The sequence below is a fragment of the Acinetobacter sp. BY419 genome, from assembly GCF_019038395.1.
Lineage (GTDB): Bacteria > Pseudomonadota > Gammaproteobacteria > Pseudomonadales > Moraxellaceae > Acinetobacter.
Map to the genome: position 1 here is coordinate 1 of NZ_JAGFXZ010000056.1, position 7,391 is coordinate 7,391.

The 7,391-nt window shown below is 41.0% G+C and carries 6 protein-coding genes and 1 pseudogene; all 7 read left to right on the forward strand.

Features of this window, described 5'->3' with window-relative positions:
- Positions 1 to 109: pseudogene (locus KUG37_RS14270) on the forward strand (IS982 family transposase); the annotation flags it as partial.
- A 179-nt stretch (positions 110 to 288) separates the two neighbouring features.
- Positions 289 to 1,536 (forward strand): lipase family protein, encoded by a 1,248-nt coding sequence (locus KUG37_RS14275; RefSeq protein ID WP_216935332.1) that lies wholly within the window; start codon positions 289 to 291, stop codon positions 1,534 to 1,536.
- A 153-nt stretch (positions 1,537 to 1,689) separates the two neighbouring features.
- Complete coding sequence (glyA, locus tag KUG37_RS14280; protein WP_216935330.1) at positions 1,690 to 2,940, forward strand: serine hydroxymethyltransferase; 1,251 nt, start codon at positions 1,690 to 1,692, stop codon at positions 2,938 to 2,940.
- A 548-nt stretch (positions 2,941 to 3,488) separates the two neighbouring features.
- Positions 3,489 to 3,893, forward strand: coding sequence for a nucleoside diphosphate kinase regulator (gene rnk / locus KUG37_RS14285; protein ID WP_216935328.1), 405 nt, complete (start codon positions 3,489 to 3,491; stop codon positions 3,891 to 3,893).
- A 343-nt stretch (positions 3,894 to 4,236) separates the two neighbouring features.
- Entirely contained in the window at positions 4,237 to 5,028 is a 792-nt protein-coding gene (locus KUG37_RS14290; protein ID WP_216935326.1) for a tellurium resistance protein, read from the forward strand.
- A gap of 16 nt (positions 5,029 to 5,044) precedes the next feature.
- A complete protein-coding gene (locus KUG37_RS14295) occupies positions 5,045 to 6,178 on the forward strand; it encodes a toxic anion resistance protein (RefSeq protein ID WP_216935324.1) in 1,134 nt (377 codons plus the stop codon).
- Positions 6,179 to 6,215: 37 nt separating this feature from the next.
- Positions 6,216 to 7,133 (forward strand): hypothetical protein, encoded by a 918-nt coding sequence (locus tag KUG37_RS14300; RefSeq protein ID WP_216935322.1) that lies wholly within the window; start codon positions 6,216 to 6,218, stop codon positions 7,131 to 7,133.
- Positions 7,134 to 7,391: the final 258 nt, after the last annotated feature.

A 7,391-nucleotide genomic window follows, 5' to 3' on the forward strand; every position in this document is an offset into this window, starting at 1 on the left:
AGCACGTAGTCTTCATGGATTTCTCAGCGGAATTTATGCTTCGCTATGTGCATATCAATTAACCCATCGAAATAAGCCAAAAATTCAAATTATGAAATCATCGGCTTAAGCAGGATTCAGGTTAATTTAATAATAAATTTAAACTAATGTAAATTTAACACAAAAATAACTCATTCTTTTCTTGATATTGTTTAGATAAATTGGGAAATTAAGTCTAGTTTTAGCGTTTGTTTAAGATAAAGCCAGAAAAACTCATTAGATATAATAAATAAGATAAGGATAAGATCGATGAAACGTCATGTACTGACCTGTACTCTTCTCACATTAAGTTTAGCCTTAACCGCTTGTAACGATGATAGTGATAATGATCTTTTTTACGAGGCCAAACCTACTATTCCGGTAAATAATATAGATAATCCGGTGGTGGCAACACCTGCAGCTTATACTCAAACAGATTTTTCAGGGATCACTGACGAAAGTGTGATCATGACCTATAAGATGTTAGGGGTTAATGGTAAAGAAACACAGGCCACTGCTTTAGTTTTTACACCCGAGGGAACGCCTCCAGCAAAAGGATGGCCGATCGTCGCATGGGCACATGGCACGACTGGTGTAGCTGATCAATGTGCACCAAGTCGAAATGAACTGAATCCTTTTATCAAAAATATGATTAGTGGATTCCTTCAAGCTGGCTATATCGTGGTTGCACCTGATTATGAAGGATTAGGAGAGCCGAGTGGCAAAGAACTCCATCCTTTCTTGAATCTTAAGAGTGAGGCATATTCGCTGACCGATGCAGTGGTGGCTGCAAAAGATTATTTAGGGTCAGAAGCTTCTAACCAATGGATGGCAGTTGGACATTCTCAGGGTGGTCAGGCTGCTTTAGGTGCTGCCCAGTATGCTGCGCGCGCTTCTCAAATGACCTATAAAGGTACGGTGGCTTTAGCACCGGCCTCAAATTTCAATTTGATTTTGACAGGAGGGGAAGCGCAGGCTGAAAAACAGACAGTTTTAAGTGAAAAGATTGGAACATTAGCGTCTTTAGATACCTTTACTGCACTGATTGTTGCCGGTTTGCGTAATCCGAACCCAAATCTGCAATATAGCCAGATTTTTAAAACACCAACCGTTGATATCGCGAAAAATGCAGAAACTGACTGTTATGATGTACTTGGTGCAAAATTTGGCAGGGAAATGTATGTCTATGCGCAAAAAAACAATAACTCAGTAAATAATTATCCTCGGACTCAGACTGAGTTTATGAGTATTCCAATTGTGAAAAGCTTCCTGGAAAAGGATTCTCAGCCTTTACTGGTGAAAGTTTCTACACCGGTCATTATTTATCAGGGTTCAGCAGACAGTACCGTTCCGAAAGCAGCAACAGATGTTTTAGTTCAATTAGCGAATCAGAAAAAAACCTCAGTACGTTATATTACGGACGAATCAAATACGACTAAATGGGATCATGGCAGCGTCTATGCGCTGAATATTACTAATATTATTTCAGATGTAAAATCTCTAATGCCAATTCAATAACTTATTTTTATCTAAATGGCTCATGTTTTTTAGACATGAGCCATTTTTATTGCAAAGTGGAGAAAGTTCATGACCGAAAATTCAAAACTTCATGCTACAATACGCGCCAATCTTAGCACGGCTTAAAAGCCCTAAATCAATAGGACCTCGCTAATGTTTGCCAATATCTCTATCGCTGAATTTGATCCAGAATTAGCTCAAGCAATCTCGAATGAAGATGCTCGCCAAGAAGCTCATATTGAGCTAATCGCTTCTGAAAACTACTGCTCACCAGCAGTAATGGAAGCTCAAGGTTCAAAACTCACCAACAAATATGCGGAAGGCTACCCAGGTAAACGCTACTATGGCGGTTGCGAGTATGTAGACGTTATCGAACAATTGGCGATTGACCGTGCTAAAGAACTCTTTGGTGCTGATTATGCTAACGTTCAGCCGCATGCTGGTTCACAAGCAAACTCAGCGGTTTACCTGGCACTGCTTAACCCGGGCGATACAGTTTTGGGTATGAGCCTTGCTCACGGTGGTCACTTGACTCACGGTGCAAAAGTAAGCTTCTCTGGTAAAACATATAACGCAATTCAGTACGGTTTAAACCCTGAAACTGGCGAGATCGATTACGAGGAAGTTGAACGTTTAGCGTTTGAGCACAAGCCACGCATGATCGTTGCTGGTTTCTCTGCGTACAGCCAAATTGTTGACTGGCAGCGTTTCCGTGAAATCGCGGACAAAGTTGGCGCTTACCTGTTTGTTGATATGGCACACGTTGCAGGTCTGGTTGCTGCTGGTGTTTACCCAAGCCCGGTGCAAATTGCTGACGTAACCACTACAACGACTCATAAAACACTTCGTGGTCCACGTTCTGGTTTAATCCTTGCGAAAGCAAACGAAGAAATCGAGAAAAAATTACAGTCTGCTGTATTCCCGGGTAACCAGGGTGGTCCTTTGGTTCACGCAATTGCAGCGAAAGCAATCTGCTTTAAAGAAGCAATGGCACCGGAATACAAAGCTTACCAGCAACAAGTCGTTGTTAATGCAAAAGCAATGGCTGAAGTATTAATCGCTCGTGGTTATGACGTTGTTTCTGGTGGTACTGAAAACCACTTGTTCTTGTTGTCTTTGATCAAACAAGACATCACTGGTAAAGAGGCTGATGCCTGGTTAGGTGCTGCTCACATTACTGTGAACAAAAACTCTGTACCAAATGACCCACGTTCTCCGTTCGTGACTTCAGGTATCCGTATCGGTACACCTGCAGTAACCACTCGTGGTTTTGGCGAAGCTGAAGTACGTGAGCTTGCAGGCTGGATCGCTGATATTCTAGATTCGAAAGGCGACGAAGCTGTTATTAATGCAGTTAAAGAAAAAGTTGCAGCTGTATGTGCTAGATACCCAGTTTATGCATAATTGGTTTTAGACGGAAAGGAGCTCCCAACCGGGAGCTTTTTTTATAGCTGTAAAAATAACGACATTAAAGATGTTTGGACTTGATGGAGCTTATTTTGGTTGAGTTCAATATGTATAGAATGATGTTTCAAACTCAATCCGTGCTTGGCTGATGTCTATGGCTCAAGAGAGTAAGTCATCAATAAAATCATATTGAGTTTTTCTAAATCTGGCTTAAAGTCTTTTATATACTCATTTTTATTTTTAAATGCTTAAAAGAATGAATACATGCATTACAGGCTTTTCTTGGTAAACTACAGAAATTATTCTCGGTATCCGACCCTTTAAAAGTGTCAGAGATATTAGCTGAATATTATGGTAGATGAAGCTCTTGAGTAAATCCCATGTTACTGTAAGGTGGTGCTGAAATAAGCGCTGTGAATGTCATCATTCTTATTTATTTAAACGTTATATGGATCGGTATCATTTGAATATAGGTAAATCCTGTATTTAAAGATGCTGATGGCTGTTGATTGATTTTTATTTATGAATTAAACAAGGTAATAAGGATGACTAAGCCCAACATTATTTTATCTGAACAAGACTTGCATCGTCTGGAAACGATGCTTGAGCATCAGACCAAGCTCAGCGAAACCATGATTCGCCTGGAGGATGAACTGGCACGTGCCGAAGTGATTGATCCAAAAGCGATTGCACGCAATATTGTGACCATGCATTCACGTGTGTTGTTGACCATTGCACCTTCACCAGAGCCGGTCGAAGTGACGCTGGTGTACCCGCATGAATTTAAGGGTGAAAAGGGGCAGGTCAATATCATCGCACCGATAGGCGCAGCCATTCTGGGCTTAGCTGAAGGTCAAACCATTGAATGGCCGCAACCAGATGGCCACACCATGAAAGTGACCATTGAAAAAGTACTGTTTCAGCCGGAGAGCGAAGGGGATTATCTCTAAGCCAGCGTTGGATCATCCTTGAAAGCCATAGCAATATGGCTTTTTTTGTATCTGGGCTCTCAGTAAAATTAAGCTTCTATAATCGTTTAAATCCGATTAAAAACTTTTGCAATTTTGAATGAATAAAATTAAATAATCATCAATATGCTATGTGGTCTAGCTCGTATCTAGAATTTGATTATGTTTCAAAAATCATAATTAAAATAAAGTTAAAACATAGATTTAGTTAAAGTGATGTAACGAATTTCTGGATAAATATACACAACACGGTCAGTTTTTTTGCTACATTCAAAGATGTTCAAGACTTCTTTGTTTCACATTTTAAAAGGATATCGCCTCCATCATGTCGCGCTTTGAAGCTCTACCTGCCTTGACTGACATGACGCTTGATCGTGAGGAAATTCTGGCGATCAAGCGAAATGAGCTGGTGCCTGTACTGGATAATCAATATGGGCTGAATCATTATGCAGATGCTTTGATTCAGGCACAGTCGGTGCTGCTCAATGGGGTTGATCCACATTTGACCCAACAATTGAGCCAGACTATTGAGCAATTGATTCAGGCTTTGGCTGAGTCCAAGAAATATCTGAAAAAACGTAAATTCAATACACTACAGAAATGGCTGGGCGTCGATCTGGATTATGGTTCGAGTCAGATAGAGTATTATCAACGACTGGATCGTTTACTTGATCAGGCCGATCACTTAAGCCGTAAACTGCAGATTGAAATCCAGAAATCGCAGTCGCGTTTTCAGCAGCTTCTGGGGTTGCGTGAACAGATGGCGAAACACATTGTCGCGGCTGAAGAGTTTTTATCTGAATATCCGCTGTTCGTCAAAAACCAGCATCCACTAGATAATTTTTCTGAGCGTCTCTCCAAAAAAATCAATACCCTACGTACCTTACAAAGCAGTAATGACATCGCCATTACCCAGATGCAGCTCTCGCAGCAGCTTTCCTTTAGCTTGCTAGATCGCTTTAAGGAGGCGCAACAGGTGTTGATTCCGGCTTGGCAATATCATGTCAAACAAAGCCAGACGAAATACTCGACAAGTGATCTGGAAAAACTTGATAATAGTCGTGAGAGTCTAATTAAAACGTTAAAAAAATCCCTCGAGAAACCCTCGAAAACATAACAATATAAGGTGAACTATGACCAAGTCTGATTTAGTAAATTTACCTGTTGAAAGCTCGAATGAACTGGTCGAACAAAAATTCCAGCAAATGGACCTGAAGGAACTGGGCCTACAGCCTGCTGACTTTCAGGAGGTGCTGGCTGCACGCAAAGAGCTGCAGAACATGAGTCATAATAGTGTGGCTGAATATGGTAAAAATATTGCGACCAAAACTTCGACCTATACCGATGAATTGCTGAATCTGGTTCAAAATAGAGATCTGGATGCGACAGGACAGAAGCTGAATCAGGTGGTGCAGGTGGCTCAGCAACTGAATACCAGCAGTATTCTCAATAAAAAGAAAAACTCGGGTTTTTTTGGCAATATCATCAGCAAATTCAAAGGTGCCAAAGATAATTTTGATGCAAATTTTAATACCACCAAAGAGCAGTTGGATGTACTGGTCAAAGAAATTGAAACCTCGCAATCCGGTTTAAAAGCACGTGTGGATACCTTGGATAAAATGTTTGATGGGGTGCAGGATGAATATAAACAGCTCGGGATACACATTGCCGCAGGCCGTTTACGTGAGCAGGAGCTACAGCAGGAAATTGCTGCTTTAACCGCCTTGCCGCAGGATCAGACCACCACACAGAAAATTTATGACCTGAATCATTTAGCCAACAATCTGGAAAAACGTGTCAGTGATTTACAGGTCTTGCAGCAATCTGCCATGCAGACCTTACCGATGATCCGGATTATTCAGTCGAATAATCTGATGCTGGTCGACAAGTTCTATGCCATTAAAAATATTACTTTGCCGGCATGGAAAAACCAGATCAGTCTGGCGATTTCGTTGAGTGAACAAAAGAACAGTGTACAGCTGGCCAATACCATTGATGATGCCACCAATGAGCTGCTGCGCCGTAATGCAGACCTGTTACATCAGAACTCGGTCGATACGGCTAAAGCTAACCAGCGTTCGGTTATTGACATTGAAACGCTTGAACATGTGCAAAACACCCTCATTAAAACTGTAAATGATGTGATTCAGATCCAGAAAGAAGGTGTACAAAAACGTACAGAAGCAACCGTGCGTTTGAAAGCTTTACAGGATAATTTGAATCATTTGGTAATTGAGTCAAGTACCAGTGGATCCAAGCCCAACTAATTCAAGTAGGGCCGAGATCTGAAAAAAGGAGTAGAGATTGCCGCCCTTAGATGAATATGCCATTAAGCCTCAGGACATCAAGCAGGGGGTAGTTGCACTCAAGAAACGTCAACGCAATTTGATGTTATTGGGTTTGACCACCTCTACCGTATTTATAGCCTCAATCATTGGCCTGTTTTTTCAGCAGGAAATCGTTTATGGATTTTTTGGCCTGAGTACTCAAGTACAGCAACTGCATTTACCCGTCAGTGTAGACGCGACACTGGCCAACATGGGGGATAGTCCGGATTATTTTTATAGTTTGCTGAGCTGGTTTGGCTGGCTGATTATTAAAATTTTTGCTTCTTTTATCGGTGCATTTTTTATGATCGGCCTGCTGAAAAAGTTCCGTTTCTTTTATGTGCGCTTTCAGTCTTTTGTGCTGAAATTTGTCGGCTGGCTGATTGCTTTTATTGTTATCTGGTCAGGATTAACTTACTGGCAGCATGATTTACGGAATGATCGGGATGATGCTTATCAGCAGGTGGTGTATTACGACAGTAATATCAATGACAGTGAAATTGCCCGTTATCTGGCCGATTCAGAGATTGTTGCGCCTGTGAAGTCTTATTTACTGGCGCAGACGGCACTGTTGCATAAGCCTCAAGATTTATCTGCCGCAAAACCCTATGTTTTAAACTTGGTTGAAGCAGAAAAACAGGATCCTAAATTTGGACAATATGGTTTCAAGCCTGAGCAAATCTGGACTATGCAGCAACAGGTCTATGGTCAGGCCATGACACCAGTCGCCAAGAGTGTCAATACGCAGGTGCAACAGGCGAATCAGTTAAGTCAGATTGCGAATCTAGTCATTATTGGTGTTGCCATTTTATCGGCTCTGCTCAGTCTGATCTTATTTTTTCTGGCCAACTCAATCAAAGGTCGATCACTCCGTATCGAACAACGGATTCATTAATGTTTAAAAATGCTCCTGAACAGGGAGCATTTTTTTTGATAGAGCTCCCGCATTAGTTTTAAGTTATTCCGTTTATTCCGCACAGACCAAAAATCATAACAAGGCAGCATAAAATCTATGATGGGATTTATAATCTAAAAAATCGATTGATTAGATAAATACAAACTGTTTTAACTATTCAATCGGTTGGCTTATCATGGCTGTATCAAATAAATACTTACTCCTCTGGAGACGTTAGCAATGTTAGATCAAAATACT

Excerpts from the sequence above, each read along its gene's own strand:
- KUG37_RS14275 (WP_216935332.1), top strand. The coding sequence starts at position 289 with ATGAAACGTCATGTACTGACCTGTACTCTTCTCACATTAAGTTTAGCC.
- glyA (WP_216935330.1), top strand. The coding sequence starts at position 1,690 with ATGTTTGCCAATATCTCTATCGCTGAATTTGATCCAGAATTAGCTCAA.
- rnk (WP_216935328.1), top strand. The coding sequence starts at position 3,489 with ATGACTAAGCCCAACATTATTTTATCTGAACAAGACTTGCATCGTCTG.
- KUG37_RS14290 (WP_216935326.1), top strand. The coding sequence starts at position 4,237 with ATGTCGCGCTTTGAAGCTCTACCTGCCTTGACTGACATGACGCTTGAT.
- KUG37_RS14295 (WP_216935324.1), top strand. The coding sequence starts at position 5,045 with ATGACCAAGTCTGATTTAGTAAATTTACCTGTTGAAAGCTCGAATGAA.